The following is a 25,927-nucleotide window of genomic DNA, read 5'->3' on the forward strand; positions in this document are numbered from 1 at the left end:
GTTACTTGACCGCGCCCGCGCTCAGTCCGTGGATGAGCTGGCGTTGCAGGAACAGGAACAGGATTGCCGGCGGGATGATGGAGACGATCGCGCCCGCCGCGATCTTCCCCCACTCGACGCCGAAGTCGGACAGGTAGAAGTAGAGGCCCACGGAGACGAGGCGCATGTCCTGCTTGGCCGCGAGGCTGACGGCGATGATGAATTCGTTCCAGACGTAGACGAAGACGATCAGCCCCGCCGCCAGCAGCCCGGGCACGAGCTGCGGCAGCACGATCCGCACGAACGCGCCGGCGCGGCTGCAGCCGTCCACCAGGGCGGCCTCTTCCAGCTCCGGCGGGATCGAGTTCATGAAGGAGCGGAGCAGCCAGAGCGTGCCCGGCAGCTGCCACGCGGTGAAGACGATCACCAGGATCGAATAGGTGTTCAGCAATTGCAGCTTCGCCGCCAGCGCGTAGAGCGGCACCAGCACCGCGATGACCGGCGTCATCGAGGCGAGGAGGAGACCGATCATGATTGTCTCGCGTCCCGGGAAGCGGTAGCGCGAGGCCGCATAGGCGCCGAGCGTCGCGCAGGTCAGCGTGCACAGGACCGTGAACAGCGCGACGATCGTGGTGTTGAGGAAATACTGCGCCATCATGCTCTGGAAGATCACAGAAGCGTAGTTCTTCAGCGAATACACGCCCGAGCCGGAGGCGATGCCCTGGTTGGGATCCAGCGACAGCAGGAACAGCCAGGCCAGCGGCAGCACGGCGCCGATCGACGTCAGGAGGATGGCGACATAGGCCCACCAGGGCGCCTTATCTCTGAACATCGGCGCCCCCCTTGACGGCGAATTTGCGGATGTAGACCAGTGCCAGGACGAGGTTCAGGCAGAACACGACCACGCCGGCCGCGGCCGAATAGCCGAAGTGATAATTGGTGAAGGCTTCGCGCCAGACCCGCAGCGACAGCAGATAGGTCGCCTCGTTCGGTCCCCCGCTCGTCATGATGAACGGGATGGTGACCAGCGTGAAATATTCGAAGGTCAGCAGGATCAGCACCACCATCGCGGTCTGCCCGGCCATCGGCAGCGAGATGTACCGGAACTCCTGCCAGCGCGTGGCTCCGTCGATGCGCGCGGCCTCGTACATTTCCGAGGGAATGGACTGAAGCGCCGCCAGCATCAGGACCAGGGCGAACGGATAGGAACGCCAGACATTGGCGATCACCATCGAGGCCATGGCGCCGAACTCGTTGCCAAGCGGGGCGAAGCTGACCCCGAACATCACCTGGGCTAGATGGGCCAGCGGGCCGAAATTGGCGTCGAGCATGGCCTGCCAGAGGAGCGCCGTGACCACCTGCGAGACCAGCCACGGCACCATGACGACCGTGCGCAGCAGGCCGCGACTGCGCAGCGGCGCCTCCAGAAGCAATGCCAGGAAAATGGCGAGCGACAGCGCCAGCACGTCGGACGCGATCACGAAGATCGCGGTGGCGACGAAGGAGCGCATGCCGCTCGCGTTGAAGAGCGAGAAGAAATTGGCTCCTGCGTTGAAGGAGCCAATCTGGAAGTAGTTGGTCGCGTGAAACGCAATCCAGAACAGGTTCACGATCGGGTAGAGCGTGATCGCGAAGATGATGACCGCTGCCGGCGTCAGCAGCAGGTACGGGCTCGCACGCGAGACGATTGTGTTCACGACGACTCCTGTAGGATTCGCTTGGAGCGCAGGCGGTATCGCCAGCGGGGCGGGATCAGCCGTTGCGGGCCTGATCCCAATCCGTGGCGACGCGCTCCAGCGCCTCCTTGATCGGCGTTCCCGTCATCATCTGCTGCGCAGCGAGGGCGAGGCGCGTCTGCAGGAAGTCGGTCCTCTTCGGGAATTTGAAGAAGTGCGGCGTCTCGGCCATGTAATCCATGGCGAATTTGAGATCGGCCGCTTCCGGCGTCTTGAACCAGGGATCGGCGACGACGGATTTCCGCGAAGGCAGCTCCTTCGCCATCTGGGCGTTGATGAGCTGGGACTGCGGCGAGATCATGCTTTCGATGAACAGCCCCGCGGCTTCCTGCTCGTGGCAGCTCTTCGTCATCATGATGAACTTGCCGGCGGCGAAGGCGGGGCAGGCGCCGTTCGGCCCCGGCTGGCGCGCCAGACCGAGATCGTCTCCCAGCGCGCTCCGGGCGGAGGCCACGATGTTGCTGGTGAGGATGGTGGTCAGCGCCTTGCGCCCCTTCATCGCGTCGAGAACATTGTCGCGGGTGAGCGCCGAGATATTGTCCGGCGTCAACTTGTGGACCTTCACCATGTCGAGGATCCACTGGAACGGCTTCATGCCGTTCTCGTTCAGGAAGCCGACCTCGCCCGTCTCGGTCACATATTCGGCGCCGCAGGCCCAGAAGGCGGGAATGAGCCAGTCGGTGAATTCGATGGCGTTGCCCTGCTGGCTGAGGCCGGTGAGGAAGCCCGGCTTGCCATGCTTCTTGGCGAGCGGGGTGAGGAAGGATTGCAGGCCGTCCCAGGTCGCCGGGATCTCGCCGTCCACTTCGCTGCGGATGTACCAGAACTCGTTGTTGAGCAGCGAATTCCAGTAATAGGCCATCTTCTGGCCGTCATAGACCGTGTTGTCCCACGGGAGGATGAAGTCGTCCTTCTCGGCCTGCGACCAGTTCTTGCCGACGACGTCGTTCAGCGGTGCGGCCGAGCCGGCGCCGACCTGGTCGGGCAGGTTGGTGGTCGAGAGCTGGGCGATGTCCGGCCCGCTGCCCGCCATGACGCCCTGGATCACCTGCTGGCCCATGACCTGCCACGGCACGGGCTGGATCTCGACGGCGATTTCCGGGTGGGATTTGGTGAACAGCTCGACCATCGCCCCTTCAGCCTTCGAGCGGGCGTTGTTCGACTTCGGATCGAGCGGGCTCCAGTAGACGAGCTTGACCTTCTTCGCCAGGGCCGGGCGGGGAAAGGCGCTCGCCGCGGCGAGCGTGCCGAGGCCCAGGGCGGCCCCGCCGAGGAACGTACGGCGGTCGAGATGGGGACCTTGCCCCTTCATCTTCTTGGTCATCGGGTGTTTCCTCCTGTGCGATCTGTTTGGCGTCGCGTCTTTTCGCTTCACATATGAAGCATTATTTTATAAATGATGCGCTGGATTGGCGATGGGCGTCAATCACGTAGCGATGTCGAAGGCTTGGCTCCATGGTGATGGAAGATGAAAGCGATACGGACGAGCAATCGCGCTACATCGTTCCGGGACTTCGGCGCGGCCTTGCGGCGCTGCGCCTGTTCACACGGGACCGGGCCGTCGTCTCCGTTCCCGAAATATCGCGCGAGCTGAAGATCTCGCGCGCCACCGCCTTCCGGATCGTCTACACGCTCGAGGCGGACGGCTACCTCCAGCGCACGCCGCATTCCCACGCCTACAAGCTCGGCGTGAACGTGCTGTCGCTGGGATTCGAATATCTTGGGTCGCAGGACCTGCTCGACATCGCGCGGCCGGTCCTGGAGAAGCTCCGCGACGACACCGACGCCTCGGCCCATATGGGGCTGCGCGACGGCACCCAGGTGGTCTACGTGCTGAAGGCCGCGTCCCAGCATCGCCTGCGCAGCAACGTGTCGGTCGGCACGCGCCTCGCCCTGCACGCCACCTCGATCGGACAGGCGCTTCTTCTCGACACGCCGCGCGCGGAGCTGGACCGGCTGTTCGAGGGCTTCGAGATGCTTCAGTACTCCGACCAGACGCCAGCGACCGTCCAGCAGCTCGTCGACCGGCTCGACGAGCATCGTCCGCGCGGCTACGTCGCCTACCGGTCGGCCTATGCGAAGGGCATCGACAGCGTCGCCGCCCCGGTGAGGGACGCGCAGGGCGCCATAGTGGCGGGCATCAATGTCTCGGATCATGAGTCCCTCCCGATCATGCAGGAGCAGCACGGGCGACTGAAGGATCTCGTCATGGAGGCCGCCGCGAGCATCTCGATGCAGCTCGGCTACCGGCCTCCCGCGCGTCGTTAGGCCCGGGCGATGGGCGAAACAGGCGGCCGGGCCGCACGTCCCGCCCGGCCGCCCGGCACCTCAGTTGATCTGGTTGCCGTGGATCGGCATGCCGAGATCGCGCAGGATCTCCTGCACCTTCGGCACCGGCACGTCCCTCACGCGAATGCCGTCCTCCACCGCGACCGCGGCCGCGATGCCGGCCGCCTGTCCGGTCGCCATGCAGGCCGGCATGTTGCGCGAGCGCGCATGCGCGCCGTGATCGGCGGAGATGCAGCGCCCGGCGATGAGAAGCTGCTCCACGCCCTTGGGAACGAGGCAGCGATAGGGAATCTCGTAAGGACGCATGCCGCGGAAATCGACATCGGCGCCCTTCGGGTCGTGGATGTCGAGGGCGGAGGCGTCGGCCGCGATGCTGTCCTCGAAATACGGTCCGTCGAGCACGTCATGCTCGGTGAGCGTGTATTCGCCGATGACGTGGCGCGTCTCGCGCACGCCCAGCACCGGGGAGATCTGCGCGATCTTGGCGTTCTCGAAGCCGGGAATGCGTTCCTTGAGGAAGCGCGCATAGGCGTCGACCTGGCGGTAGCACTCCAGCACGGCGTCGGAGAACTCCTTCGGCGAGAACACGTCGACGCCGAGCACGCGCGTGGCGTTGACATAGAGCTGACCGTCGGCGGTCTTGAGCGTGATGTTCTCGCGCTGGAGCTTGATGCCGGTTTCCTGCTGGAACTTGCGCAGCGACCCGTTGAAGCCGGTCAGCCACAGGCCATAGGCCAGGTCCTCGTCCTTCTCGGGGATCGCACGCGCCGGCACGTCGTCGGTCTGGCGCGCCCAGTCGGCCAGCCGCTTGATGTCGACATTCGCCATGGTGAAGTACATCGAGACCGGCTGCATCGTCGTGGTCGCGTCGCCCGCACCCATCACGAAGGGCACGTCCGCCTTGGCGGCCATGTCGCCATCGGCCGAACAGTCGATCAGCACCTTGCAGCCGACGAACTGCCGGCCGCTCTTGCTCTCGACGACGACGCCCCTCACCTCGCCCTGCTCGACCACGGGGCTGGACACGAAGGTCTCGAACAGGATCTGCACGCCCGCCTCGGCGCACAGGCGGGTAAGCAGCATCTTCATGATCTCGGGGTCGCAGGGCGAGGCGATCTTGACGCCGCCCGACTTCGACACCGCCATGTAGTCCTCGCCGGCCCCGCCGACCGAGCGGGCGAGATTCCAGATCTCCAGCGGCAACCCGCCGACCAGCGCGCCCGACGGCTTGGTGTTGAGGCCGAGCGTGAGGTTTCCGCCCAGCGAACCGAAACGCTCGATCAGGACCACGCTCTTGCCCCGGCGCGCGGCGGCGATCGCCGCGATCGGCCCCGTGGTGCCACCGCCCACGACGACGATGTCGGCCTCCATGAGGACCGGCGTCTCGCGTGCGGGCTCCTTAATGACCTTGTCGAGCACAGGGGCGTTCATGCTTCGCGTCTCCCTAACGGTCGCCCTTGGCAGGGCTTGTTTTATATATGAAACATCAGTTCATATATGGTTCATGAAAATGAGACGGCCGTCAAGCGCCGGGCCGTTCAGCGTCGGCTCGTCGTAGCTCAACGACTTGCGGGCGGTTGGGGAGACGGGATCGATTGTGGACGGGAGAACATCGTCGCTACGTTCTGGCCGAGATTATTTTCGGCAGAAGATAGTATATATACGGCGACTTGATGTAATTTAGTCTAATTATGCGGATTAAATCCGCGATGATGCTTCGATCAAACTTGATAGATTCGGCCGACTTCTGCTTCGCTTTCGTCAATTCCACAATGGCCGGAAAGTCAGGACGGCTCTGTAGTCAGACGCGAGCTCGTTGGGATCGCCGCCGCCGATACATCCCCTTGGGCCGCCTTGAAGACGTCAGCGGCGCGGGGCAAGCTCGATCGACGGCGGCGAGGCGCCGTTCTGCCCCACGCCGCACCCGCCACGTCTCAAAATCGCCGTTCCTGCCCCGTCAGAACGGGCAGGACGAACGACATCCCGTCTCGTCCGCCAGCCGCACCAGGTCGGCGACGGTGTCGGCCGGGAGCATCAGGCCTTCGGCCCGGTGGCGGGTGTCGTTGCGGGCCTCGATCTCGCCCGGATAGACGATCTCGTCGAAACCCTTGGCCAGCGGCACCTGCTTCAGCTCCGCGATCAGCGCCTCCATGCGCGCGCCGAACTCGACCAGCGGCTGGAAGGCGGCGATGTCGAAGGCGATCATGAAATGGCCGGTGCGGCCGGGACGCTCGAACTGGTAGGGCCCGCTCACCGCCTTGCCGAAGCCGCTGCCGCTGAGCACGCCGGAAAGCATGTCCATCATCACCGCGATGGCGTAGCCCTTGTGCTGCGCCATCGGGAGGATGTTGCCGGCCAGCGCCGCGGCGGCGTCGGTGGTCGGCTCGCCCGCCGCGTCGATCGCCCAGCCTTCCGGTATGGCGAGCTTCTTCTGCTGCGCGAGGTAGATCTTGCCGCGCGCGACGGCGGTGTTGGCGATGTCGAGCACCATCGGCGCGTGCCGGCCGGCTGGCGCCGCCCAGGACCATGGATTGGTGCCCACACTCTTGGCCCGCCCGCCCCATGGCGCCATGGCCGGGCTGGCATTGGTCGACAGGAAGCCGACGCAACCGGCGCGCGCGGCCATCAGCGTGAAATACATCGCCGTGCCGAAATGGTTGGAGTTGCGCAGAGCCGCGACGCCCACCCCATGCGCCCGTGCGCGCGCGATCGTCTCCTCCATGGCGCGGGCGGTCAGCACCTGGCCCATGCCGTCATGGCCGTCGACGACGCAGATCGCGCCGGCGTCGACCACGCGCTCGGGTGCCGCTGCCGGCGCGACGACGCCCGCGCGCAGCCGCGCCGCATACCAGGGCAGGCGCATCACCCCGTGGGACTGGTGCCCCCACAGGTCGGCCTGCACCAGCGTGTCGGCCACCAGCCGCGCATCCTCTTCGGGCATGCCACAGGCGGTGAAGACGGCGCCGGCGAAATCGCGAAGCGGCCCGTCGGCGACCGGGACCAGCCCGTCCGGGGCGCGCGTGGCGGCATCAGGAGACGGCATGGCTCAATTCCTTCCGCCGCGCTCGGAATCGATGGACCGCGTGTCGCCGGTGGCGACGATGGTGCGGGTGGCCTCGACCGAGGCGTAGGTCCAGAAGATCCGCATCCGCTGCGTGCCCGAGGTGTTGATGAAGCGGTGCGGCAGGTTGGCGGGCACCCAGGTGGTGTCGCCCGCGCCCATGCGGTGGGCGGTGCCGTCGATCTCGACGATCGCCTCGCCCTCCAGCACCATCACGCTCTCCTCGCAATTGTGGGTGTGGAGCGCGATCGCCGCGCCGGGCTCGAACTCGGTGATACCGTTGAGCAGGCTGGTCGAGCCCGAGGCGCGCGTCACCAGCGGAATGGTGCGCGCTCCGTTGCCGCGGTCATGCGGCGTGATCTCGCCCGGCCGCAGGATCGCGGCCGTCGCGCGCGGCGTGTCGTTCATCTGACAGTTTCCTTGGGCTCGGTGGTGCCGGCGGCCGTGCTCACCACCCGCCGGCCCGGCCGTTGCGGGCCGGACCGGCATTTCACGTGGAGCGGTTCTGCGAGGCGCCGTCAGTCCGGGATTTCGAGCTCTACCAGCGGGCCGTGCTGCTGGCCGCCATAGATGTCGCCGCAGTCGCGCGAGCCCTGGATCGCCGGCCGCGGGATCGAGATCTTGATCGCCCGCGCCGCGTCGTGCTCGAAGAAGGTCACGTCCTCCTCCGGCACGCGGTAGATCGAGGCGAAGCTCGCCTTGGTCAGCACCTTGGAGGCGCAGACCTTGCGGTAGACGTCGTCGGTCTCGAACATCACGTCGAAGGTCAGCGTGAACGGGCCGGCATTCTTCGACCGGATCAGACGCGCCAGATCACCCAGTTTCGCCATCGCTCAGACCTCCAGGAATTCGGTGCGGAACATCTCCAGCGGATGGTCCGGCTCGACGATGTGGTTGAGGTTGAAGCGGTACACCGCCCCGCGGTTCACATGGGTCGGCGCCATCGGGTAGGCGATGCCGGTGATGAGCCCGCGCCATTCCGGGATCGGGTAGTGGACCGCGAAATGGGCGAAGGTCTTGGCGATCGAATCGGTGATCGCCTCGTCGGCGGTGGTGATGGTGAAGACCAGCCCGACCTCGTGGCCGATCTGGTCGGCGAGCGGCTCCAGCGAGCCCATCACGCCGTCGCGGCCGTAGACGCGGACATGGATGTCGTAGTCCTCGCGCCCGAGCCGGCCCTGGAACATCTCCTGCACGCGGGCGAAGAACTTGTCCTGCATGCCCTCCAGCCAGGAATCGAGCTGGCGCAGGATGAAGGGCTCGCGCACGCCGCCGATGATCAGCGCCTGGTAGCCGGCGAGTTCGGAGCCTTCGAGCTTGATGGTGAGACGGCCGGACGGGCGGAAGGTCGAGCCGCGCACGCGCACGGCGCGGTCGTTCAGCGCCTCGTACTGGGCGTCGAGTGTGTCGATAGTGCCGCTCGGCTCGGTGATGAGGAACGGGTCGGCGTTCTCGTAGAGCGTGTGCGAGGCGACGCTCTGGGGGCTGCAGCGGACGTCGAAGTCCATTGGCTCGATGTCGAAATGATCGTCGCGCACCCAGGCCATCAGGCTGTCCGGGCGCTTGCGCTGCACCACGCAGGCGGTGCCGCATTCGAGGATCTTGGCGGCGTGCCAGGCGGCGCCGGCATTGGCCCCCTTCATCAGCGGCACGGTCGCGAACAACGAGGTGTCGGAAGCGCGGCCCGCGAGCACCACGTCGGCGCCCTTTTCGATTGCGTCGGCGATCGGCTCGTGGCCCATCATGCCGACGATATGCGAGCTGCGGTCGATCACCTCGTCATTGATCGGCGGGGCGGGGTTGAGCGCGGTGATGCGCCCCTCGTGCAGGCGGCGCTTCAGATAGGCCTTGTCCTGCTCCGAGCGCACGAGGGCGAGGTTGAACTTCAGCCCCTCCTCGCGGGCGATCTCCAGCGCGATGTCGCGCATCCAGTCGACGCCGGCGTCGCCGCCGCCGAAGCCGCAGGAGCCGACGATCAGCGGCGCGCCGACCTTGGCGCGGCCGAGCAGCATCAGGCGCAGGTCGCGCTTGGTGCCCTCGCGCGAGAAATGCGGCTTGCCGCTGCCCAGATGCGCGGGGCCGGCATCGGTTGAGCCGCCATCGCAGGCGATGACGTGCGGCTCGAGCGAAATGCCGCGCGCGAACGAGGATTCAAGGAAGCCCGAACCGATCTGGCCGGACGCCGACAAAACTCTTACTTCAGTCATCTCTCACCTCAACCGTCTCCAACCCGAATGTGCCGGCGCGACGGGGCGCCGCGCCGGCCCGGCGTCAGCCGAGTTCCTGCAGCGCCTGATCGACGAAGCGGGTGTCGATGAAGCGGTTGAGGTCGGGCTTGCCCTTGATGGCGCCGGCCTTCTCGTAGACGGGGATCAGCTCCTCGAAATATTCGCGCTTGAACTCGCCGTCGTTCGGCCAGGCGTTGATGTCCTTGGAGAGCTTTTCCCACACGGGCTTCAGCTCCTCGTCGGTCGCCTCCGAGGCCTTGGCGACGGTGGCGTATTTGCGGAAGCCCGCCGCGAAGTACTCGTAGTCCTTGTTGGCCCGCCGGAACGACTGGATGGTGGCCTTGTTGAGGTCGACGATGGCGCGGAAATTCTCCTTGTCGTCGACCCACTTGCCGGGCACCAGCCAGGCTTCCGAGTACCAGTGCTTGTAGGCCTTCCACGGCTCGATCAGCACCTTGTAGTTGCCCTGCTTCACGATCGTGGCTGCCTGGTCGAAGTGCACCGGCACCGCGGCGACGCGCCCGCTCAGCAACGCGCGCATGCGCGAGCCCGAGCCGCCCATTTCCACGATGGTGGTGTCGTCGATATTGATGCCGTGCTGGTTCAGCACGCCGCTCAGCAACACGTAGATGAAGTCGCCGCGCGAGTTCAGCGCGATGGCGTTGCTGGTGTTCTTGAAGTCGTCATAGGACTTGATCATGTCGGCGTTGACGACGAAAACCTGGCTCGTGCTGTTGTAGACGAGCCCGGTCAGGCGGACATCGGCGCCGAGGCTGTTCGCCAGCATCGCGGTGACGACGTCGGAGTCGCCCGCATTGGCGGAGCCGGCGACGATCGACTGGGTGATGACCTGCATGGATTCGATGCGGTCGATCTTCGGTTCGGGGTAGCCGAGTTCCGCCAGTCCCTCGCGCAGGGCGATGACCTCGGGAATGTGGATCGCCAGGCTGAAGCCCTGGATGACGATGCTCAGCCGTTCCTTCTCCGCGGCGAGCGCGCCGCCTCCGCCGGAGAGGACGAGGCCGGCCGCGCCGGCGCCGGCCGCACTCTGAAGCAGCCTTCTGCGTGTCAGGTTCATTGGTAGTTCCTCCCTTTTGTCGTTGATTCTTCGTGTCGTCCGCTCGCCGCGGCGGCGCTCAGTCGATGGCGACCGGCGCGGCGAGGATCTCGAGCGGGGCGAGGCCGCAGCGCGCCGCCTCCGCGTCCAGCGCGGCGTGCACGTCGGCAGCCAGCGGGATGCCGGTGCGCAGGCGCTCCTTCTCCCGCCGTGCCTCACGCTCGCCCGGCACCAGGATTTCCTCGACGCCAGCCGCCCGGGGCTGCGCCTTCATGCGCACGACGAGCTCGTCCATGCGGGCGAGGAACATCTCCTCCGGCATGAACAGGTCGGTACGCAGGCACAGGAAGAAATGGCCGACATTCTGCGGCCGGTCGAAGCTCTGATGCGGGTTGCCGACCTCGCCGCCGAAGGCCGCGCCGGAAAGGACGCCACTCAGTATGTCCATCAGCATCGACAGCGCGGCGCCCTTGACGCCGCCGAATGGCAGCATCGAGCCGCCATCGATCAGCGCCTTGGGATCGGTGGTCGGCCGGCCTTCGGAATCGAGGGCGAGGCCGGGCGGGATCGACGTGCCGGCCTGCGCGGCGACATAGACGTTGCCGCGCGCCAGCACGCTCATCGCCATGTCGAGCACGAAGGAGGGCTCGCGCCCGGCCGGCACCGCGAACGCCATCGGGCTGGTGCCGAAGAAGGGCGCGCGCCCGCCCCAGGGCGGGAAGGCCGGCGAGGCGTTGGTGAAGGCGATGCCGATCATTCCGGCTTCCATCGCCTGCAGCACGTAGAAGGCCGCCATGCCGTAATGGTTGGAATTGCACACCGAGACGAGGCCGGTGCCGTGCCGGCGGGCCAGCTCGATCGCCTCGCCCATCGCCCGGCGCCCGACCACCGCGCCCATGCCGTTGTCGCCATCGACATGGGAGGCGGCGTCCGCGACCTTGCGGACCGCGATGTTGGGTGCGCGGTTGTTCAGCCCTTCGCGCAGGCGCTTGAGATAGGTCGGCGCGCGGAACACGCCATGCGTGTCGGTACCGCGCAGATTGGCGCGCACCAGGCACTCGGCGACGGTCGCCGCATCGGCCGGCGGAAGGCCGGTGGCGGCGAACAGGCCGGCAACGAACTCGCGCAGGCGGCCCGCTTCCACATGGACGCGGCCGTCGACGTCAACCGCGCTCATACCCGCGCTCCCTTCTTGAGGATCTGCCAGATCTCGCGGCGCAGGGCGAGGAACTCCGGGTCGCTCTTGAGCGCGTCGCGCCGCGGGCGGCCGAACGGAACGTCGATGATCTGCTCGATGCGGCCCGGGCGCGGCGACATCACCACGATGCGGTCGGCGAGATAGAGCGCCTCCTCGATCGAGTGGGTGACGAAGATCACCGTCTTGCGCTGGCGCTCCCAGATGGAGAGCAGCTCGTCCTGCAGCAGGTCGCGCGTCTGCACGTCGAGCGCGCCATAGGGCTCGTCCATCAGCAGCACCTGCGGCTTGATGGCGAGCGCGCGGGCGATGCCGACGCGCTGCTGCATGCCGCCGGACAGCTCGTGCGGATAGGAGTGCTCGAAGGCCGAAAGGCCGACGAGGTTGACGTATTCGCGCGCGATATCGAGCCGCTCGGCCTTGCCCACGCCCGTGACCTCGAGGCCGAAGGCCACGTTGTCGATCACCTTGCGCCAGGGGAACAGCTCGAAGCTCTGGAACACCATGCCCCGGCCGTCGCCCGTGGTGTTGGTGACGTTCTTGCCGTCGAGCACCACCTGCCCGCTGTCGCAGGTCTCGATGCCGTCGATGATGCGCAGCAGCGTGGACTTGCCGCAGCCCGAGGGACCGAGGAGGACGAGGAATTCGAGGTCCTTCACCGCCAGCGAGAAGTTCTCCAGCACCGGCAGGCTGTTACCCCGGCCGTGGTAGTACTTGGTGACGTTGCGGATCTCGAGCTTGTCGGGCGCGCCGGTCCCGGCGGGCCGCGTTTCGAATTCGGACATTGCGAGGCTCATAGGGTCACCCGTTGTTGTTCGTACCAGGGGGCGAGCCGCCGGCCCGCTTCGCCCAGGAGCCAGTTGAAGAACAGGCTGACGATCATCAGTGTGATGAGGAGGCCGAGCACCGGCCCGGTGTCGACCAGCAGGCCGGAGCGGTGGATGAGCCCGCCATAGCCGATGATGACGAACATCTCGGCCAGCACCATCGCCCGGATGGCGTGCACGAGCCCGATGCGGGCCCCGGTGATGAGGAAGGGATAGATGGCCGGAAGCGTCACCTTCCAGAAGATCTGCAGCGTGCCGGCGCCGAAGGAGCGCGCGACCGCGACCTGCATCGGGCTGACCCCGCGCGCGCCGTTATAGGCGGTGAGCACGATGTACCAGACGCTGGCGAGGAACACGATCGTGACCCGCAGCATGAACCCGGTGCCGATGGTGAGGATGAACAGCGGGATCAGCGCCGCGGTCGAGGTCACGACGAACATGCTGACCCACGGCCGGAAGATCGCGTCCGCGACGTCCGAGCGCCCCATGGCGACGCCGAGCGGCATGCCGACGATGCAGGCGGCGAGGAAGCCGACCGCCATCTGTCGCAGCGAGCCGGCGAGCTCGCGCAGCATGTCGCCCTGGCGCAGCAGGTCGACATAGTCCACCGCGACCGCCGAGGGCGGGGCGAGAAGGGCCGAGCCGAGAATTCGGCCGCCGATCTCCCACAGCCCCAGGAACAGGGCGAAGCCGACGCAGGCGAGCATGATCGAGCGAAGCTTTTCCATGATGGTCACTTCCTCACATGCCAGTGCAGGATGCGGCGCTCGAACATCGCGATCAGCGACTGCGCCACCAGCCCGAGCAGGCAGATCAGCAGCACCACGGAGAGCAGCGCTGCGGTATCGAACTGCTGGGTCGAGCGCTTCATCAGCCCGCCGAGATTGACCGCGGCGAACAGCAGTTCGGCGGTGATCATGCCGTTGATCGCCCGCGCCGAGCCGACGCGCAGCGCAGCGACGAAGAACGGCATCAGCGCCGGCAGCACGATCAGCCGCAGCCGCTGGCCGTTGCGGGCGCCGAAGGAGCGGCCGACATCGATCAGCGAGCGGCGCACGTCGCGGGCGCCGGCGATCATCACGATCAGCACGTCGAAGAAGCTCATCAGGAAGACGAGCGCGACGCGCGCTTCGAGGAACAGCCCGAACCAGACCACCAGGAAGGGCACGAAGGCGACCGGCGGAATGGCATAGATGGCGGTGATGAGCGGCTCGAACATCTGGCGCATCAGCTTCGAGCGCCCGATCACGATGCCGAGCGGCACGGCGAGGACCAGCGTGAGGCCGAAGCCGAGGGCGAGCTGGACCAGCGACTGGCCGAGCGCCGACATCAGCCGCGCCAGCCAGGACGGGTCCAGGAACTTGCCGATCACCTCGACCGGCGAGGGCAGCAACATGCCGGAGACGTGGCTCGAGCCCCACTGCCACAGGGCGAGAACGACGATGACCGACACGACCGACAGCCACCGCCTGCCAGCCAGAATGCCTGCCGCAATCACGTTGAACGACGACGAGCCGGACGGCCCGGCGCCGTTCCGGCGGTCCTCAAGGGCTTGGATGCTCAAGGCCTTTCCTCACTGGGGTTTCCTCCGCTCGGCGGCTTTTGCCGCTCTTGGCCGCTTGAAAGCGCAGCCTTTTTTCGAGTAGACTTGTGTAGATGTCTAGTCAACTTAACCAGCGATGCGAGCAGCGTGTCAACCCTCATTCCTAGCCGCACCACCTCGGCCGACCGTTTCACGCCGCTCTACGTCCGGATCCAGGAGCGCATCCGCGCCGCGATCGCCGACGGCACCATGGCGGCGGGCGATCGCGTCTGGTCGGAGGCCGAACTCGCCCGCGAGTACAAGACCACCCGCTCGACCGTGCGCCAGGCGCTGGCCAAGCTCGAATTCGAGGGCCTGATCGTCCGCCATGTCGGCCGCGGCAGCTTCGTGGCCGAGCGCACCACGGTCCGCTCGCCGATCGATTCACGCTTCTCGATGTCGTTCGAGGAGCAGGTCGCGCAGAGCGGCCGCATCGTGACCTACCGCTCGCCCACCCTCGAGCTCATGATTCCGCCCCAGCCCTTCGCGGAAACGCTCGGCCTCGAACCGCACACGCTGGCCTTCAAGCTGAAGCGGGTGCGCGTCATCGACGGGCGCCCGGTCTGCCTCGAGGTGCGCTACATGCCGCGCGAGATCGGCGAGCGCGTCACCGGCGAGATGCTGGCCAGCCGGTCGGCGCAGAGCTTCGTCGGCGACATCATCGGCGAGAGCATCCCGACCATCGTGGTCTCCGTCACCGCGGAGCTGGCCCAGGGATCGGTGGCCTCGCTGCTCAATGTTTCGGAAGGGTCACCGCTGCTGGTGCGAAAGAACTCGCACTACGCCAGCTCAGGCGCGGTGGTTCAGTGCGGGCGCTCGCTGTTCGTGGGCGACGTCAGCACGGACTACGTGCTCGGCCGGCCGCCGCCGCACCCGCCGAAGTGACGGCCAATACCAAGGGGAGGACGTGGCGCGCGCGCCTGTGGCGCCGTCGGCACGCATGTAAACGAAGGAACGCCGGAATTGCTGTTTCACCCGCCGCAACGCATCGAGACCCGTGTTTTCGCCCGGCTGCCGGACAGCCTGCGCCTGACGGGGAAGCCTTCCGCCTGGTCCTTCGGCAAGGGGAACGACAACCTGCATTCCTTCCTCGAAGGCCCGGCCTTCGACCGCGCGGGCAATCTGTTCCTCGTCGACATCCCCTTTGGCCGCATCCTGCGCGTCTCGCCTGCCGGCGAGTGGAGCGTCGTCGCCGAATATGACGGCTGGCCCAACGGCCTCGCCATCCACAAGGACGGGCGCATCTTCGTCGCCGACCACCTGCGCGGCATCATGTCCGTCGACCCGGCGAGCGGGGCCGTCACGCCGGTGCTCGAGACGGTGCGGCGCGAGGGCTTCAAGGGCACCAACGACCTCACCTTCGCCAGCAATGGCGACCTCTACTTCACCGACCAGGGGCAGACCGGGCTCCAGGACCCCAGCGGGCGCGTGTTCCGGCTGCGCGCCGACGGCACGGTCGACTGCCTGATCGACAACGTGCCGAGCCCGAACGGGCTCGTGCTGTCGCGCGATGAGAAATCGCTCTTTCTGGCGGTGACGCGCGCCAACCAGATCTGGCGCCTGCCGCTGCACGCGGACGGCACCACGACCAAGGTCGGCGCCTACATCACCCTGTCGGGCGGCGGCGGGCCGGACGGCATGGCGCTCGACGACACGGGCGGGCTCGCCATCGCCCATGTCGGCCTCGGCGTGATCTGGCTGTTCGACCGGCTCGGCGAGCCCGTCGCCCGCGTCGCCTCCTGCGAGGAGCTGGCGACCACCAACGTCGCCTTCGGCGGGCCGGACGGCAAGACGCTCTTCATCACCGAATCGGAGAGCGGCACCATCCTGCAGGCCGACGTCCCCCAGCCCGGGCGCAAGCTCTATTCGCACATGTGACAGGATGGGGCCGGTTTCCGGCCCCGTCGCTGCGCCACCTCATTCGGCCGTTTGCCGGGCGATGGCGCCGGCAGCGAGCGGGGGCCCGCCGCGATCGCGCGGCGGGGTTTGGCTGACGATGCCGGCGCCTAGGCCACCACAATCAGTTCGCGCGGGCAGCGCTCGGTCCAGCACTCGACCGAGTTCTCCTTGACGTGGAAGGTCTCCTCGGTGTGGTGCCGGCAGCCCGCGTGGTAGTAGCTGTACTCGATGCAGATGATCGAATCCGGCTCGATGACCGAGCGGTTGACCTGGTTCAGGCGGGGCTGCTCATGCGCGCCGACGCCGATCCCGTGGCCGAGGAACTCGCGCGGGAACTTCTCCAGGTACTTGGAGATCATCGCGTAGCCCTTGTCGAACACCTCGCCCCCGGTCATGCCCGGGCGCATGCTCATGCCGAGCTCCATCTGCACCTCGTTGAGCCACTTCCAGATGTCCTGATGGCGCTGGGAGGTCTCGCCGACGAAGTAGGAGCGGACGAAGTCGGCCGAATAGCCGAGGCAGGTCGCGCCCATGTCGACCTTCACGAAGTCGCCCCGGGCGATGGTGTGCCCGACCGGGAAAGGCGCGTGGGCGGCATAGGAGGTCTTCGGCCCGCAACCGATATTGATGAAGCGGTAGCCGTCCGACCCCTCGTCGATCATCTTCTTGACGATCACCTCGAACAGGTCGCGGTCGGTGGCGCCGACCTTGATCGCCTCGCGAAAGGCGGCATGGGCCTCGATGGTGATGTCGGTCGCCTTCTTCAGCCGCCGGATTTCCTCCGGCGACTTGACCATGCGGACGATTTCCAGCGGCCCGCTGAAGTCCACGACCTTGTTGCCCTCGAGCAGGTCGTCGAGCTTGGTGCGGTAGCCGGAGGGAAGGCTGTCGCCCTCCGTGCCGATCACGAAGTTCTTCACCTTCCGGTCGTCCAGCACGGCGCGCGCCGCCTGGAAGAAGTCGTCGTAGAAGTGCGTGTCGATGTCGGTGAAGAATTCCGCCATCGCATAGGCGCGCACGTCCTCGATCCAGGTCGAGTCCATGGCGAGGTGCAGGTCGACCGCCGGCACGATGAAGGCCGGGGCGAGGGCCGGGTCGCGGAAATAGAAGACCGTGAACGGCCGGTAGGTCAGATGCCCGCCATTGTTGAAGAACTCGGACAGGTATTTCGAGTTCTCGTTGCCTCGGACGATGAGGAGGTCGACACCTTCCTTTTCCATGGCGGCGCGCAGGCGGGTTTCGCTGAACAGGATGGGTTTACGTGACACGGTCGTTGTTCCAGCTCGGGACGGGAGGGGACAGAGCTCGCGGCGGATCCGCGCTCACTTCGAAACGGTGGTGATGACTTCCTGCATGAGGTCGGGACCGACCTTCTTGCCGATCTCGTCCCAGAGCGGGCGCATGACCGGCGTGAAGCTCGCCGCGTCGATCTCGCCTACCTCGGAGGTCTTCTTCATCTCGACGACGTACTTCTCGTCGAGCTCGGCACCGCGGGTGAAGGAGTATTCCGCCGCCGCCTTCGCCGAGGCCTTCACCGCGTCCTGCACCTTCTTCGGCCAGGCGTCGAAATAGGTCGGGCTCGCCATCATGGTGCAGGGCGTGAACAGGTAGTTCGCGATGGTGATGTACTTCTGCACCTCGTTGAACTTGGCGCCGTAGATCGACGGCAGCGGGTTCTCCTCCCCGTCCACCACGCCCTGGCGCAGGGCGGCATAGGTCTCGCCGAAGGCGATCGGCGTCGGATTGGCGCCGAGCGCCTCGAAGATGGTCTTGCGGAACGGCGTGTTCGGGATGCGGATGCGCAGCCCCTTCAGGTCCTCGGGCGTCTTGATCGGCCGCACATTGTTGGTGATCTGGCGGAAGCCGAGCTCGGTCAGGCTCAGCCCGACGATGCCCTTGGCGGTGAGGTTGGCCATGATCTTGTCGCCGATCGGGCCGAACACGATCGTCTTGGCCTCGTCGCGCGTGGTGATGAGGAACGGCGCCTCGAAGATGCCGAGCGTCGGCTCGACCGACTGCACCGGCGAGCAGGCGATCGTCATCTGATGCGTGCCGAGCTTCAGCCCGTTCATCACGTCGACATCCTTGCCGAGCTGCCCGCCCGGCACGATCTCGACCTCGACCTCGCCCGGCAGGCGCGCCTCCAGGTCCTTCTTGAAGAAGACCATGACGTCGTAGATCAGCGATCCCGGCGAGGATTCGATGCCTGCCTTGATCTTGGTCTGGGCATGTGCCGCGGAGGCCATCCCGATGGTCAGTGCGATGGCTGCGGCTTTCAGGACGGCTTTATTCATGGATCAGTTCCCCAGGATGGCGCGGCGCGTGGGAGGTTTCCTCCACCTGTTTCAGGTCGCGTTCGATGGACTCGAACTTGTTCATGATGTGCGCGCGCATGATCTGCCCGAGCTCGATCGGCCGGCGCATCTGCAGAAGGCAGAGCATCGTGTCGTGCTCGCGCACGGCGGCCGCCCAGCGGTCCAGCGAGACATGCGAATTGAAGCGTGAGGCAAGGATGCGGCCCGACACGCCGCGATGGGCGAGGGTCAGCGCCTCGTTGCCGGCAGCCGCCAGAATGGCGTCGTGGATGGCCTGGTTGATGTAGAAATAAGTGTGGCGGTCGCCGGCGCGGAACGCCTCGATCATCTGCGCCTGCAGGTCCTCGATGCGGGCGATGTCGCCGTCGGTCATGCGGGTCGCCGCCAGCTCGCCCGAATAGCCCTCCAGCACGCCCATGACACCGAACAGCCCGCGCAGATCCTCCAGCGTCGGCGCAGCGACGCGGGCGCCGCGGTTCGGCTGGATCTCCACCAGCCCCTCCGAGGAGAGCACCTTCAGCGCCTCCCTGAGCGGGGTGCGGCTGACGCCGAAGCGCTCGCACAGATCGACCTCGGAGATGCGCGCGCCGGCCGCCAGATCCCCTTCCGTGATCAGGATGCGTATGCGCTCGACCAGCGCCTTGTGCAGCGACTGCGACCGCTTGCGCCGCCCGGCGGTCGGCGGAGACAGACCGGCGACCGGGCTCTGGCCGGCCTCCAAATGCTGCGGGATGTCGTCGTCGCTCATGGCAAAAATCCTCTTATATAATTCAATTCGGCGCAATATGCCGGAATGAGCATTTTTTGAGCACGGCCGTTTAAAATTCAGACTTTTGATTTATCAGTCATTTTTCTACTCTTGGTCCAACTATCGCGCCCTCCCATCAAGGCGAGCCTGGCATGATTGCATTATATTTCCAGCAGCGGCCATCGGCGAGCGGCACCCGGCACTCGCGCTGCCCCTCCCCGGCGACGACCTCCCGCGAGCGCCGGGCATGACGGTGCAGGTGAGCTCCATGGCCGCTCCCGCCATCGTGTCGACCGCACTCGACCTGCTCGACGCCGTGGTCCGGGCTCTGGTGTTCGTCGCGCGCGGAGTCGTCATCGCGATCGCGTTCTTCATCACCATCTCGATGATCCTCGGCGTGTTCTTCCGCTTCGTGCTGAACAGTTCGCTGGGGTGGACCGACGAGGTGTCCTCGCTGCTGCTGGCGGTGATGATGTTCATCGCCGTCGGCATCGGCTTCCACGACCGCCAGCACATCGGCGTCGGCGCCCTCGTCGAGCGCCTGCCGCCGCACGGCCAGCGTCTCGCCGACGCGGCCCTCCACCTCGTCAGCACCACCTTCTTTGCGATCGTCGGCTGGGTCTCGATCCGCTTCGCCGAGATCGGCATGGGCATGACGCTCGCGACCATCGAGCTGCCGCGCGGCCTGTTCTACTGGGCGGCGCCGATCGGCTGCGGCTTCGCGGCGCTGGTGTGCCTCAACAACGCGGTGCGGATGCTGCGCGGCCTCGACAAGCCGCGCTTTGGCGGAGTCGACTGATGGCGGGCGTATTTCTCGGGCTTGTCGGCGTCATCCTCACCGGGCTTCCCGTCGCCGTCGCGATGGGCGTCGTCACGCTGATCGCGCTGTCGACCACCTCCGTCCCCTACGCCGTCATCCCGCTGCAGATGTTCTCGGGGATGGAGAACTTCGTCTTCATCGCCATGCCGCTGTTCATGATCGCCGGCGAACTCATGAACCGTTCCGGCATCGCCGAGGACCTGATCGAGCTCGCCTCGAGCATCGTCGGCTCGATCCGCGGCGGGCTCGCCATGGTGAATGTCGGCGCCTCGATGCTGTTCGCCGAGATATCGGGCTCGGCGGTGGCCGACGTCGCCGCGCAAGGCACCATCCTCATCCCGCAGATGGAGCGGCGCGGCTATCCGCGCGCCTTCGCGGCCGCCATCACCTCGTCCTCGGCCTCGATCGCCATCATCATCCCGCCGAGCCTCGCCTTCATCATCTATGGCGCGCTGGCCGAGGTGTCGGTCGCCAAGCTGTTCATCGCCGGCGTCGTACCCGGCCTGCTGCTCAGCGCGATGCTGGCGGCGACTTGCTACGCCTTCGCGCTGCGCTACGACTGGCCGACCGAGGGCGCCTTCCAGCTTGCCCGCGTCGGGCGCGCTTTCCGCCGCGCCTTCTGGGGGCTGACGCTGCCGGTCATCATTCTCGGCGGCATTCTCTCAGGCGTCTTCACGCCGACCGAGGCGGCGGCGATGGCGGTGCTGGCCGCCCTGCTGATCGGGCTGTTCATCACCCGCAAGATCACGCTGGCGCAGCTTCCCGCCCTGTTCCTGGCGGCCTCGGTGCGCACCAGCCTCGTCATGCTGATGGTGGCGGCGTCCTTCGCCTTCGGCTGGTACCTGACCAATGCGGGCATCCCCCAGCAGATTGCCGGGGACGTGCTCGGCATCTCGGACAACCGTTATGTGGTGATGTTCATCATCAACATGCTGCTGATCGCGCTCGGCGTCATCATGCACGGCTCGGCGGCGATGGTGCTCACCGTGCCGCTGACGCTGCCGCTGGTCACCCAGATGGGCTACGACCCGATCCATTTCGGGGTGATCCTCGCGCTGAACGGCGCCATCGGCCAGCAGACGCCTCCCGTCGCGTCGGTGCTTCTCACCGCGTGCTCGGTCAGCGGCTGCCGGGTCGGCGAGGTGATGAAGTACAATTGGTGGTTCATCCTCATCATGTTCGTCGTCCTGCAGATCGTCACCTATATGCCGAGCATCTCGCTGTTCCTGCCCGCCGTCCTGATCAAGTAGACGCCCGCGACCCGGAGCCCGCTCCCCGCCCCGAAACGGGCGCCGCCCGCGGCTCGCCGGAGAACCGGGAGCGCGCGGGCGGCGTGGCGATGTCGGGGGTTTGCGCGGTGCCTGGGCTCAGGCCGCGTCACCTGTGGCGCTTTTCATCGCGCGTCACTTCGGGGAACAGCCACATGGCAACGACCATGAAGATCCCCAGCAGGACCACGGCGTATTTCGGGCCGACCTGCCCGAGATGGGCCTGCAGGGCATAGCCCGCAGCCGCGGCAAGAATCACGATCAGCGAGATGGTCAGCTTCACGACGGCGGGCATTGTTACCTCCGGACGAAAGATCGAGGATGGCGTGGGTTGTCACGTCGGCCTCCTCAGGCGAGAGGGGCGAAGACCGCGGCGCCCACATGGTACAGCGCGGCGATGGTGGCGACCTGCACCACCAGCAGGGTGGCCAGCACGGCCCGGCCGTCGCGCAGGCGCTCGGGCCAGATCTCGTAGGTCGCCGGGGCGAACAGGAAGGCGAGCCCCATGACGATGATCAGCGAAGTCACCTTGAGCTCGCTGAAGCCGTAGAAGACGGTGGCCCCGACCAGCACGCACATGAGCGCGCCGTTGACGAGCGCCAGCGCGACGCTGGCCGGCCGGCCGAGGATCCGCGCTCGCTCCAGCATGACGCCCAGCGGGAAGGAGCCGGAGAGCACGAGCAGCCCGATGCAGCACAGCGTCCAGAACAGGCTGAACCAGGCGAGCGGCACGATATTGGGTTCGATGGCAGCCATTGCGACCTCTTCGCGATTGAGCCGTTTCGAGGATGAGAGGCGGGCCGGCCCGCGCGGCGGCGGGCCGGTGGACGCCTATTCAGCCGGTTCGACGACGGGAGAGGAGCCGCCCATCGGCGCGGCGGGCCTCGGCGTGCGCGAGGTCTTGCGCATGTCGCGCTTGATGTAGCGGGTGTCGTAGCCGTTGAAGAGATGGCCGAAGAACCCGCGGTTGAGGTCGGAGGTGCCGAACAGCCAGTCCATGATCGGGAAGGTGAGGTTCATGTTCCTCTCCATCATGATCGACTGGTTGTGGTGCGCGGCATGGTGGCGGCGGTTCGTGTTGATGAACGGCATCGTCCGCACGAACCAGTTCTCGTCGATATGCGTGGTGAAGTGCATGAATTCGTAGAGCAGGTAGACCGAGCTCGTGGTGATGATGAACAGCCAGCCGACATTCGGCGAGATCAGCCAGGACAGCGCGATCGCGCCTGGGATCGACATCAGCGTGAAGGTCACCAGCGCATAGGGCGGGAAGAAGGTCACGCGCCAGTCGTGATGGCCGGCGAAGCGCATCTCCTCCTCGGTGAAGAACTGGTGGTGCATCAGCGTGTGGCGGTTGTAGACCGCGCGCAGCAGCGGGATGCGCGAGGGCCGGTGCATCACGAAGCGGTGGATCGCCCATTCGAAGAAATTGCAGAACAGGAAGACCACCGGGACGGTGAGCCATTCCCACCAGCGCACGTCGTGCACGTTCGAGACGTAGACGTAGAGTGCGGTGAAGCCGATCGTGTAGATCACCGCGATGTGCAGCCAGCCATTGTACCAGCCGGCGACCCGTTCCCTGTAGGTCGCGCGGTACTTGCGCTGGCGATCGGTCATGGCGCTGACAGCGAGTTCCATGTCGTTCTCCTCAAGCCTTCCCTCACATCGCGCTCGCTCGCGCAGGCCGGTCGAGCGCTTGCCTTCTGTTGAGATGCAACTAATATATCAATGCTACATCAGATGGCAAGTGCCTGTCGCCGCTCGGTTCGCGACGCGGACCGGGGAGCGGGGCACGTCAGGGGAGGAAGACGAGTGCCGTTGAGTTACCAGGCCGCCGTGCTGCATGCGCCGCACGCGCCGCTCGCGATCGAAACGGTGATCGCGGAACCGCTGAAGCCCGGCGACGTGTCGGTGCGAATCAAGGCCGCGAGCCTGTGTCACACCGATCTCGAGGTGATCGAGGGCGGCCTCAGATTTCCGATGCCGATCGTGCTCGGCCACGAGGCGGCGGGCATCGTCGAGGAGGTTGGATCGGATGTGTCGGGGGTGCGGCGCGGCGACCATGTGGTGCTGTCGTGGAACCCGCATTGCGGCGGTTGCTTCTACTGCGACCGCAGCCAGCCGATCCTGTGCGAAGGCTATCTCGCCAACGGCCCGCAGGCGTTCGGCTTCGACGGCGAGCCGCGCGCCCGGCTGCAAGACGGGCGGAGCCTGCGCCAGCTCATGTATCTTGGCGCGTTCGGCGAGATCTGCATGGTGCCGGCTCAGCAGGCGATCGTGATGCCGAGGGATCTGCCCTTCGACCGCGCCTGCCTGATCGGCTGCGGCGTGATGACCGGCGCCGGCGCGGCGATGAACGTTGCCTCGATCCGCGACGGCGACACGGTGATGGTGCTGGGCTGCGGCGCGGTCGGCCTTGCCGCGGTGCAGGGCGCCCGGCTCGCCGGCGCGGGGACGGTGGTCGCGGTCGACCTCAATGCCGACAAGCTCCGGCTCGCCGCGCTGATGGGGGCCGATGTCGGGGTCAACGCCGCCGAGGAGGACCCGGTCGAAGTGGCGCGCCGGCTCACCAACGGGCGCGGCGCCGACGTGGTGATCGAATCGGCCGGCAATGCGGGCGTCTTCCGCACCAGCGCCGAGGCGGTGCGCCCGGGCGGCGAGATCATCTGGCTCGGCAAGATCGACGTCGAGAAGGACGTCGCCTTCCGCTGGGGCTCGCTGATGGGCGAGAAGCGCATCCGCCGCTCGAGCTATGGCGGCGCCCGGCCGCAGCGGGACTTTCCCCTGCTCGCGCAGGCCTATCTCGACGGGCGCCTGAAGCTCGACGAGCTCATCTCCCGCCGCATCGCGCTCGACGAGATCAATGCCGGCTTCACCGCCCTGAAGCGCGGCGAGACCATCCGCAGCGTGATCATGTTCTGAAGGCGGGCGACGCCGGCGATGCCGCGCGCATCGCCGGCATCAACGCTCAGTCGTCGAGCGTCTTGCGGGCGAAGGATTCGATGTAGTCCATCAGCCGGTCGGAGGCCGCCGCGGCCCCCGCACGATCGCCGCGGGCGATGGCGGCGGCGAGCTCGGCGTGGAGGTTCGCCGCCAGCGGCAGGTCGGCGACGCGCTTGTAGTGCTGGTACCAGAAGCGGCGCGAGAGCGCGTGCATCAGCCCCATCGAGCGGGCGGCGAACTCGTTGCGGGCCGCCTCGGCCGCCAGCGTGTTCAGCTCGCGGTCGTACCGCATGAACTCGATCCCGTCGGAGCGCTCCGCCGCTTCGCGCATGCCGCGCGCGATCTCGTCGAAGGCGGCGCGCTCCTCCTCGCTGGCGCGCTCGGCCGCCAGCTCCGCGATCAGGCGCTCCAGTACACGCCGCGTCTCGAGCAGGCGAAGCTGGGTGCGCAGGTTGATCTCGGAGACCAGGATGCCGCGGCGCGGCAGCACGATGACGAGCCCGTCCCGGGCGAGGCGCTGCAACGCCTCGCGTATCGGCGTGCGGCCGATGCCGAGCCGGTTCGCCAGCGTCAGCTCTGCCAGCACCGTGCCCGGCGGAAGCTGCAGCGTGGAGATCAGTTCCTCGAGCTCGCGATAGGCGCGATCCGTGAGGGTGAGATCCTCGTCATCCTTGTCGCGTGGCCGACGTCCGCGGGAAGTCGAGGATTTCTGCGCGTCGGACTTGCTGACCCGCTTGATGCCTGCACTCGGCATGGGCACTCCTGAACAACATGCGCCAGCGATAGTGCCGACAGTGATGCACTATTGCAATGCCACTGGAATATCACTGGAATCCGACAATGGTATTATACGATTCCGCGGCACATGAGCACAGGATCCTGCGGGCGAAGCGGTGCGGGTCTTGGGCCATCAGATTGTGGCCGGCGCCGCTCCATTCCTCGTAGCGCGCGCCCGGGATGAGCGCAGCGATTCGCCTTCCGTGGCTGGCGGGGCATTCCTCGTCGGCCTCGCCGTGAAGCACCAGAGTCGGCAGGCCGATGCGAGGAAGATCGGGTTCCAGGTCGCATCCGCGCACCGAGGCCCAGGCCCCGGCGACGGCGAGCGGGTCGGCATATTCGCGCAAGGCGAGACGGGTCGCGCGCTCCTGGGCTTCCGCCACCAGCGCCTCGGGCGTCTGCGCGCGGAACCACACCGCCTCGCCGCCCGGCCGGGCGGTGCCGCTCGCGAGCACGAGCCGCTCCAGCCCGTGCGCGCCGTGGCGCCTCAGCGTCTCGATCACCACCAGCACGCCCATGCTCCACCCCACCAGCACGGCGGGCTTGGGAGCCATGGCGAGGATGGCGGCAAGGTCGTCGGAGAAGCCGGCCAGCGTGTAGCCGTCGAGCCCCGCCGGGCGGTGCGAGCGCCCGCGCCCGCGAAGATTGGGGATGATGAGCGCGCGCGGGGCGTCGAGCCGGCCGGCCACCGCCTCCCAGCTCGCCGCGGTGCCCTGAATGCCGTGCACCAGAACGATGGAGCCGGCATTCGCCGCGTTCGCCGCCCTGCCCCCGTCCGCCGCGCGGCCGTACCACTCGACCGGGCCCGCGGGCGTGTCGAGCAGGTGAGCCTCAAGACCATCCACGTCCGTCACGCCCTTGCGATCAGGCCGCGACGGCGCCCAGCGCGGCGTCGATGTCGGCGCTGGTGTATTCCCACTCATTGCCGAAATTCGCGACCACGTCGCGCATGAAGCGCTCATAGTGGCTCTTCGCCAGCGTGGGATTGCCGAAATGGTCGACCAGCATGGCGAAGGCGAGCTGCGCGGGGGCGTGGCCCTCATAGCTCCACTCGAAGCCGTCGCGGCTGATTTCGAGCAGGTCGGTGCGCTCCGGCAGCGGCGCGCCGTCGACCGTGACGGCGACGCCGTCGATGGTTCGGTCTCCACGATAGTTCTTCATGTTCGTGCTCTTCTTTCGCAGTGACGGATGGCTGGGAGGGGG

Annotated in this window: 29 protein-coding genes; 7 read left to right on the top strand and 22 right to left on the bottom strand. The window is 66.8% G+C overall.

Going from position 1 to position 25,927, the window contains the following annotated elements:
* Position 1: 1 nt before the first annotated feature.
* Genes NVS83_RS21775 through NVS83_RS21785 form a run of 3 tightly spaced genes read right to left on the bottom strand, consistent with a single transcriptional unit; the run spans position 2 to position 3,039 of the window.
* Positions 2-811 (bottom strand): carbohydrate ABC transporter permease, encoded by an 810-nt coding sequence (locus NVS83_RS21775; protein ID WP_258734359.1) that lies wholly within the window; start codon positions 809-811, stop codon positions 2-4.
* On the bottom strand, positions 798-1,676 hold the full coding sequence (locus NVS83_RS21780; protein WP_258741254.1) for a carbohydrate ABC transporter permease: 879 nt from the start codon (positions 1,674-1,676) through the stop codon (positions 798-800). Before NVS83_RS21780 ends, NVS83_RS21775 begins: the two co-directional genes overlap by 14 nt.
* 55 nt (positions 1,677-1,731) lie before the next feature.
* Positions 1,732-3,039 carry an ABC transporter substrate-binding protein gene (locus NVS83_RS21785; RefSeq protein ID WP_258741257.1) on the bottom strand — a complete coding sequence of 436 codons (1,308 nt, stop codon included), beginning with the start codon at positions 3,037-3,039 and terminating at the stop codon, positions 1,732-1,734.
* 131 nt (positions 3,040-3,170) lie between these two features.
* Here NVS83_RS21785 and NVS83_RS21790 point away from each other — a divergent pair, with 131 nt between their 5' ends.
* Positions 3,171-3,983 (top strand): IclR family transcriptional regulator, encoded by an 813-nt coding sequence (locus NVS83_RS21790; protein WP_258741258.1) that lies wholly within the window; start codon positions 3,171-3,173, stop codon positions 3,981-3,983.
* Between the two features lie 60 nt (positions 3,984-4,043).
* Here NVS83_RS21790 and NVS83_RS21795 read toward each other — a convergent pair whose 3' ends face one another.
* From NVS83_RS21795 to NVS83_RS21840, 10 genes are all read right to left on the bottom strand, one after another.
* A complete protein-coding gene (locus NVS83_RS21795; RefSeq protein ID WP_309486238.1) occupies positions 4,044-5,435 on the bottom strand; it encodes an FAD-dependent oxidoreductase in 1,392 nt (463 codons plus the stop codon).
* Between the two features lie 526 nt (positions 5,436-5,961).
* Entirely contained in the window at positions 5,962-7,047 is a 1,086-nt protein-coding gene (locus NVS83_RS21800) for an Ldh family oxidoreductase (RefSeq protein ID WP_258741259.1), read from the bottom strand.
* A 3-nt stretch (positions 7,048-7,050) separates the two neighbouring features.
* Entirely contained in the window at positions 7,051-7,473 is a 423-nt protein-coding gene (locus NVS83_RS21805) for a cupin domain-containing protein (RefSeq protein ID WP_258741260.1), read from the bottom strand.
* Positions 7,474-7,583: 110 nt separating this feature from the next.
* A complete protein-coding gene (locus tag NVS83_RS21810) occupies positions 7,584-7,895 on the bottom strand; it encodes a DUF4387 domain-containing protein (RefSeq protein WP_258741261.1) in 312 nt (103 codons plus the stop codon).
* 3 nt (positions 7,896-7,898) lie between these two features.
* A complete protein-coding gene (locus NVS83_RS21815) occupies positions 7,899-9,272 on the bottom strand; it encodes an acyclic terpene utilization AtuA family protein (RefSeq protein WP_258741263.1) in 1,374 nt (457 codons plus the stop codon).
* 64 nt (positions 9,273-9,336) lie between these two features.
* Positions 9,337-10,371 carry an ABC transporter substrate-binding protein gene (locus NVS83_RS21820; RefSeq protein ID WP_258734367.1) on the bottom strand — a complete coding sequence of 345 codons (1,035 nt, stop codon included), beginning with the start codon at positions 10,369-10,371 and terminating at the stop codon, positions 9,337-9,339.
* Positions 10,372-10,429: 58 nt separating this feature from the next.
* Positions 10,430-11,527 carry an Ldh family oxidoreductase gene (locus NVS83_RS21825; RefSeq protein WP_258741264.1) on the bottom strand — a complete coding sequence of 366 codons (1,098 nt, stop codon included), beginning with the start codon at positions 11,525-11,527 and terminating at the stop codon, positions 10,430-10,432.
* Positions 11,524-12,330 (bottom strand): ABC transporter ATP-binding protein, encoded by an 807-nt coding sequence (locus NVS83_RS21830; RefSeq protein WP_258741265.1) that lies wholly within the window; start codon positions 12,328-12,330, stop codon positions 11,524-11,526. Before NVS83_RS21830 ends, NVS83_RS21825 begins: the two co-directional genes overlap by 4 nt.
* An 8-nt stretch (positions 12,331-12,338) precedes the next feature.
* On the bottom strand, positions 12,339-13,100 hold the full coding sequence (locus NVS83_RS21835; RefSeq protein ID WP_258734370.1) for an ABC transporter permease: 762 nt from the start codon (positions 13,098-13,100) through the stop codon (positions 12,339-12,341).
* Positions 13,101-13,105: 5 nt separating this feature from the next.
* Positions 13,106-13,825, bottom strand: coding sequence for an ABC transporter permease (locus NVS83_RS21840; protein WP_258741266.1), 720 nt, complete (start codon positions 13,823-13,825; stop codon positions 13,106-13,108).
* On the opposite strand from NVS83_RS21840, the gene NVS83_RS21845 reads away from it, so the two are divergent.
* The 3 genes from NVS83_RS21845 (at position 13,815) to NVS83_RS21855 (ending at position 15,832) form a co-directional block, all read left to right on the top strand.
* Positions 13,815-14,018 (top strand): hypothetical protein, encoded by a 204-nt coding sequence (locus NVS83_RS21845; protein ID WP_258741267.1) that lies wholly within the window; start codon positions 13,815-13,817, stop codon positions 14,016-14,018. The genes NVS83_RS21840 and NVS83_RS21845 overlap by 11 nt on opposite strands.
* Before the next feature lie 44 nt (positions 14,019-14,062).
* Positions 14,063-14,839, top strand: a complete 777-nt coding sequence (locus tag NVS83_RS21850) for a GntR family transcriptional regulator (RefSeq protein WP_258741269.1) — start codon at positions 14,063-14,065, stop codon at positions 14,837-14,839.
* Positions 14,840-14,920: 81 nt separating this feature from the next.
* Positions 14,921-15,832 carry an SMP-30/gluconolactonase/LRE family protein gene (locus tag NVS83_RS21855; protein ID WP_258741414.1) on the top strand — a complete coding sequence of 304 codons (912 nt, stop codon included), beginning with the start codon at positions 14,921-14,923 and terminating at the stop codon, positions 15,830-15,832.
* 128 nt (positions 15,833-15,960) lie between these two features.
* On the opposite strand, the gene NVS83_RS21860 is transcribed toward NVS83_RS21855, so the two are convergent.
* Genes NVS83_RS21860 through NVS83_RS21870 form a run of 3 tightly spaced genes read right to left on the bottom strand, consistent with a single transcriptional unit; the run spans position 15,961 to position 18,916 of the window.
* Entirely contained in the window at positions 15,961-17,121 is a 1,161-nt protein-coding gene (locus NVS83_RS21860) for a M24 family metallopeptidase (protein ID WP_258741270.1), read from the bottom strand.
* A 54-nt stretch (positions 17,122-17,175) separates the two neighbouring features.
* Positions 17,176-18,147, bottom strand: a complete 972-nt coding sequence (locus NVS83_RS21865) for a TRAP transporter substrate-binding protein (protein WP_258741271.1) — start codon at positions 18,145-18,147, stop codon at positions 17,176-17,178.
* Positions 18,140-18,916: a GntR family transcriptional regulator gene (locus NVS83_RS21870; protein WP_258741272.1), complete on the bottom strand. Its 777-nt coding sequence runs from the start codon at positions 18,914-18,916 to the stop codon at positions 18,140-18,142. Before NVS83_RS21870 ends, NVS83_RS21865 begins: the two co-directional genes overlap by 8 nt.
* A 247-nt stretch (positions 18,917-19,163) precedes the next feature.
* Here NVS83_RS21870 and NVS83_RS21875 point away from each other — a divergent pair, with 247 nt between their 5' ends.
* Both NVS83_RS21875 and NVS83_RS21880 read left to right on the top strand, forming a co-directional pair.
* Entirely contained in the window at positions 19,164-19,715 is a 552-nt protein-coding gene (locus tag NVS83_RS21875) for a TRAP transporter small permease (RefSeq protein WP_258734376.1), read from the top strand.
* The gene (locus NVS83_RS21880) at positions 19,715-20,986 is read left to right on the top strand and encodes a TRAP transporter large permease (protein ID WP_258734377.1); all 1,272 of its coding nucleotides are present in this window, start codon (positions 19,715-19,717) and stop codon (positions 20,984-20,986) included. The genes NVS83_RS21875 and NVS83_RS21880 overlap by 1 nt, the downstream gene beginning before the upstream one ends.
* Positions 20,987-21,113: 127 nt before the next feature.
* Here the strand turns inward: NVS83_RS21880 and NVS83_RS21885 are convergent, their stop codons facing one another.
* From NVS83_RS21885 to NVS83_RS21895, 3 genes are all read right to left on the bottom strand, one after another.
* Positions 21,114-21,299, bottom strand: coding sequence for a hypothetical protein (locus NVS83_RS21885; RefSeq protein WP_258734378.1), 186 nt, complete (start codon positions 21,297-21,299; stop codon positions 21,114-21,116).
* Positions 21,300-21,352: 53 nt separating this feature from the next.
* Entirely contained in the window at positions 21,353-21,760 is a 408-nt protein-coding gene (locus NVS83_RS21890) for a hypothetical protein (RefSeq protein WP_258741273.1), read from the bottom strand.
* A gap of 75 nt (positions 21,761-21,835) precedes the next feature.
* Positions 21,836-22,642 carry a sterol desaturase family protein gene (locus NVS83_RS21895; RefSeq protein WP_258741275.1) on the bottom strand — a complete coding sequence of 269 codons (807 nt, stop codon included), beginning with the start codon at positions 22,640-22,642 and terminating at the stop codon, positions 21,836-21,838.
* A 174-nt stretch (positions 22,643-22,816) separates the two neighbouring features.
* Between NVS83_RS21895 and NVS83_RS21900 the strand changes: the two genes are divergently transcribed.
* Positions 22,817-23,926: a Zn-dependent alcohol dehydrogenase gene (locus tag NVS83_RS21900; protein WP_258741277.1), complete on the top strand. Its 1,110-nt coding sequence runs from the start codon at positions 22,817-22,819 to the stop codon at positions 23,924-23,926.
* A gap of 46 nt (positions 23,927-23,972) precedes the next feature.
* On the opposite strand, the gene NVS83_RS21905 is transcribed toward NVS83_RS21900, so the two are convergent.
* The 3 genes from NVS83_RS21905 to NVS83_RS21915 form a co-directional block, all read right to left on the bottom strand.
* The gene (locus tag NVS83_RS21905; RefSeq protein WP_258734382.1) at positions 23,973-24,701 is read right to left on the bottom strand and encodes a GntR family transcriptional regulator; all 729 of its coding nucleotides are present in this window, start codon (positions 24,699-24,701) and stop codon (positions 23,973-23,975) included.
* A gap of 70 nt (positions 24,702-24,771) precedes the next feature.
* Positions 24,772-25,569 carry an alpha/beta fold hydrolase gene (locus NVS83_RS21910; RefSeq protein WP_258741279.1) on the bottom strand — a complete coding sequence of 266 codons (798 nt, stop codon included), beginning with the start codon at positions 25,567-25,569 and terminating at the stop codon, positions 24,772-24,774.
* Between the two features lie 19 nt (positions 25,570-25,588).
* The gene (locus NVS83_RS21915) at positions 25,589-25,885 is read right to left on the bottom strand and encodes a DUF6166 domain-containing protein (protein ID WP_258734384.1); all 297 of its coding nucleotides are present in this window, start codon (positions 25,883-25,885) and stop codon (positions 25,589-25,591) included.
* Positions 25,886-25,927 lie beyond the last annotated feature (42 nt).

It is taken from the genome of Ancylobacter mangrovi, assembly GCF_024752335.1.
GTDB classification, from domain to species: Bacteria; Pseudomonadota; Alphaproteobacteria; order Rhizobiales; family Xanthobacteraceae; genus Ancylobacter; species Ancylobacter mangrovi.

What these genes read in the sequence shown, in the direction of transcription:
- NVS83_RS21775 (WP_258734359.1), bottom strand. Translation starts at nt 811, where the DNA reads ATGTTCAGAGATAAGGCGCCCTGGTGGGCCTATGTCGCCATCCTCCTG.
- NVS83_RS21785 (WP_258741257.1), bottom strand. Translation starts at nt 3,039, where the DNA reads ATGACCAAGAAGATGAAGGGGCAAGGTCCCCATCTCGACCGCCGTACG.
- NVS83_RS21790 (WP_258741258.1), top strand. Translation starts at nt 3,171, where the DNA reads ATGGTGATGGAAGATGAAAGCGATACGGACGAGCAATCGCGCTACATC.
- NVS83_RS21795 (WP_309486238.1), bottom strand. Translation starts at nt 5,435, where the DNA reads ATGAACGCCCCTGTGCTCGACAAGGTCATTAAGGAGCCCGCACGCGAG.
- NVS83_RS21800 (WP_258741259.1), bottom strand. Translation starts at nt 7,047, where the DNA reads ATGCCGTCTCCTGATGCCGCCACGCGCGCCCCGGACGGGCTGGTCCCG.
- NVS83_RS21805 (WP_258741260.1), bottom strand. Translation starts at nt 7,473, where the DNA reads ATGAACGACACGCCGCGCGCGACGGCCGCGATCCTGCGGCCGGGCGAG.
- NVS83_RS21810 (WP_258741261.1), bottom strand. Translation starts at nt 7,895, where the DNA reads ATGGCGAAACTGGGTGATCTGGCGCGTCTGATCCGGTCGAAGAATGCC.
- NVS83_RS21815 (WP_258741263.1), bottom strand. Translation starts at nt 9,272, where the DNA reads ATGACTGAAGTAAGAGTTTTGTCGGCGTCCGGCCAGATCGGTTCGGGC.
- NVS83_RS21820 (WP_258734367.1), bottom strand. Translation starts at nt 10,371, where the DNA reads ATGAACCTGACACGCAGAAGGCTGCTTCAGAGTGCGGCCGGCGCCGGC.
- NVS83_RS21825 (WP_258741264.1), bottom strand. Translation starts at nt 11,527, where the DNA reads ATGAGCGCGGTTGACGTCGACGGCCGCGTCCATGTGGAAGCGGGCCGC.
- NVS83_RS21830 (WP_258741265.1), bottom strand. Translation starts at nt 12,330, where the DNA reads ATGTCCGAATTCGAAACGCGGCCCGCCGGGACCGGCGCGCCCGACAAG.
- NVS83_RS21835 (WP_258734370.1), bottom strand. Translation starts at nt 13,100, where the DNA reads ATGGAAAAGCTTCGCTCGATCATGCTCGCCTGCGTCGGCTTCGCCCTG.
- NVS83_RS21845 (WP_258741267.1), top strand. Translation starts at nt 13,815, where the DNA reads ATGACCGACACGACCGACAGCCACCGCCTGCCAGCCAGAATGCCTGCC.
- NVS83_RS21865 (WP_258741271.1), bottom strand. Translation starts at nt 18,147, where the DNA reads ATGAATAAAGCCGTCCTGAAAGCCGCAGCCATCGCACTGACCATCGGG.
- NVS83_RS21870 (WP_258741272.1), bottom strand. Translation starts at nt 18,916, where the DNA reads ATGAGCGACGACGACATCCCGCAGCATTTGGAGGCCGGCCAGAGCCCG.
- NVS83_RS21875 (WP_258734376.1), top strand. Translation starts at nt 19,164, where the DNA reads ATGACGGTGCAGGTGAGCTCCATGGCCGCTCCCGCCATCGTGTCGACC.
- NVS83_RS21880 (WP_258734377.1), top strand. Translation starts at nt 19,715, where the DNA reads ATGGCGGGCGTATTTCTCGGGCTTGTCGGCGTCATCCTCACCGGGCTT.
- NVS83_RS21885 (WP_258734378.1), bottom strand. Translation starts at nt 21,299, where the DNA reads ATGCCCGCCGTCGTGAAGCTGACCATCTCGCTGATCGTGATTCTTGCC.
- NVS83_RS21890 (WP_258741273.1), bottom strand. Translation starts at nt 21,760, where the DNA reads ATGGCTGCCATCGAACCCAATATCGTGCCGCTCGCCTGGTTCAGCCTG.
- NVS83_RS21895 (WP_258741275.1), bottom strand. Translation starts at nt 22,642, where the DNA reads ATGGAACTCGCTGTCAGCGCCATGACCGATCGCCAGCGCAAGTACCGC.
- NVS83_RS21905 (WP_258734382.1), bottom strand. Translation starts at nt 24,701, where the DNA reads ATGCCGAGTGCAGGCATCAAGCGGGTCAGCAAGTCCGACGCGCAGAAA.
- NVS83_RS21915 (WP_258734384.1), bottom strand. Translation starts at nt 25,885, where the DNA reads ATGAAGAACTATCGTGGAGACCGAACCATCGACGGCGTCGCCGTCACG.